This is a genomic window from Acidisphaera rubrifaciens HS-AP3, from assembly GCF_000964365.1.
Lineage (GTDB): Bacteria > Pseudomonadota > Alphaproteobacteria > Acetobacterales > Acetobacteraceae > Acidisphaera > Acidisphaera rubrifaciens.
This window is the reverse complement of sequence record NZ_BANB01000961.1, coordinates 1-1,880: the sequence shown is the minus strand read 5'-3', so window position 1 is coordinate 1,880 and position 1,880 is coordinate 1. Positions and strand designations below refer to the sequence as shown.

Annotated in this window: 3 protein-coding genes; all 3 read right to left on the bottom strand. The window is 74.7% G+C overall.

Translation table 11 applies throughout. The features are described from left to right. Nucleotides 1-28: 28 nt before the first annotated feature. From B8460_RS19380 to B8460_RS19370, 3 genes are read right to left on the bottom strand one after another with little or no spacing between them, the layout of a single operon-like run. Nucleotides 29-439 (bottom strand): AMP-binding protein, encoded by a 411-nt coding sequence (locus B8460_RS19380; protein ID WP_048863271.1) that lies wholly within the window; start codon nt 437-439, stop codon nt 29-31. After that, complete coding sequence (locus B8460_RS19375) at nt 432-938, bottom strand: (2Fe-2S)-binding protein (protein WP_048863270.1); 507 nt, start codon at nt 936-938, stop codon at nt 432-434. The genes B8460_RS19380 and B8460_RS19375 overlap by 8 nt, the downstream gene beginning before the upstream one ends. Continuing rightward, on the bottom strand, nt 926-1,753 hold the full coding sequence (locus B8460_RS19370) for an FAD binding domain-containing protein (protein ID WP_048863269.1): 828 nt from the start codon (nt 1,751-1,753) through the stop codon (nt 926-928). The genes B8460_RS19375 and B8460_RS19370 overlap by 13 nt, the downstream gene beginning before the upstream one ends. Nucleotides 1,754-1,880: the final 127 nt, after the last annotated feature.

Below are 1,880 nucleotides of genomic sequence, written 5' to 3'. Positions count from 1 at the left end.
GCCCAGCGCTTCTCCACCCTCGATCAGATCAACACGCACCCGGCGGCGCGGCGTCGCCGATCACGACGCGCGGCAGGGACCGGGCGCAAGCGGACGCCGCCAGCGCGTCGGCGGAAGCCTGCTCGTAGACGACGGCGCGCGCCCCGGCGTCGGTCGCGACATAGTCCACCTCGTCGGCCGTCGCGCGCCAGTTCAGCGGCGTGATGATGATGCCGGCGAGCTGACAGGCCCAGTACAGCGTCGCCGCCTCCCACCGGTTCTGCAACAGTGTCAAGAGATGGTCGCCGGGGCGCAGGCCGAGATCGTCGAGACCCGCGACGACGGCCGAGACGTGCCGCAGCCACGCGGCGTAGGTCAGCCGCACCTCGCCGTCCACGATCGCGAGCGCGGCCGGGTCACGCGCCACGCTGCCGAGGAAGCTGCGGCCCAGATCAAGCATGCGGCGCCTCCCGCATATCCGCCGCCGCATCCAGCACGGCGGCGACGATGGGCGCATAGCCGGTGCAGCGGCAGAGATGGCCGGCCAGCACCTCGGTCACCGTGCGCGCATCGGGCGCCGGCTGTTCCGCGAGCAGCGCGGTCATCGACATGAGGATGCCCGCCGTGCAGAAGCCGCATTGCAGCGCATGATGGCGGCGGAACGCCGCCTGAAGCGCGCCGAGCGTGCCGGGCGACGGCGCCAGCCCCTCGACCGTGCGGATGTCGCAGCCCTCCGCCTGCACCGCGAGGGTCAGGCAGGCACGGGCGGGCGCGGCGTCGATCAGCACGGTGCAGGCACCGCATACGCCGTGCTCGCACCCGACATGCGTGCCGGTCGCGCCCAGATGGTGGCGCAGCGCATCGGTCAGCAGGGTGCGCGGCTCCACCTCGCAGCGCGCGGGCGCGCCGTTGAGCGTGAAGCGCACGACGTGGCGCGCGTCGGCGGTCAGTTGCGGCATGCCATCGCCTCCTCCAGCACCTGCCGGCCCATGCGACGCACGAGCCCGCGACGATAGCGTGCCGTCGCGTGCATGTCGTCGCGCCCGCCCAGCGCCCAGGCAAAGGCGTTGAGCGCGTCATCGAGAGCGGACCCGTCCAGCGGCGGGAAGTCGCGCGCCACCGGGCGGTCCGCGACGCCGCCCACGGCCAGCCGCAGTCCGTGGGGACCGGCGACGGCGGCGCAGGCGACGATGGCGAAGTCGCCATGGCGACGCCCGATCTCCGCGAACGCATAGCCCGTATCGGGGCGGCGGCGCGGCACGATGAGGCGGTCGATCATCTCGTCGGGCGCGCATTCCGTCTGCATCGTGCCGGCGAAGAATGCCTCCGCCCCGACCGTCCGCCGCCCCGACCGCCGGCGCAGCCCCACGCGGGCGCCGAGGGCGACGAGGCAGAGCGGGATCTCCGCGCTGGGATCGGCGTGCGCGGCCGAACCGCAGACGGTGCCGCGCGCGCGCGTCTGGTAATGGCCGACCCAGGGCAGCGCCCGCGCCAGCAGCGGCACCTCCCGCGCCAGATCGGGCCTGCGCTCCAGCGCCGCCTGACGCACCGCGGCGCCGATGCACAGATCGTCGCCCTCGACCTCGACGCGGCCCAGCGCCGGCACGCGCATGATGTCGATCAGCAGCGACGGCCGGGCGAGGCGCATGTTGAGCATCGCCACCAGCGACTGCCCGCCCGCGAGGATGCGCGCCTCCGTCCCGTGGGCGGCCAGCGCCTCCAGCGCCTCCTCCGTCGTGGCGGCGCGCAGATAGGCGAAGGGCGCCGGCTTCATCGCGCCAGTCCCAGCCAGGCCAGCACGCGCCGCAGCAGGGATCGCGGCACGCTCGGCGCCGGGGCGGCGCCGCCGACGCGCCGTGCGAGGGCGGCGAAAAACTGGCCCACGATCACCCGCGCCGCGC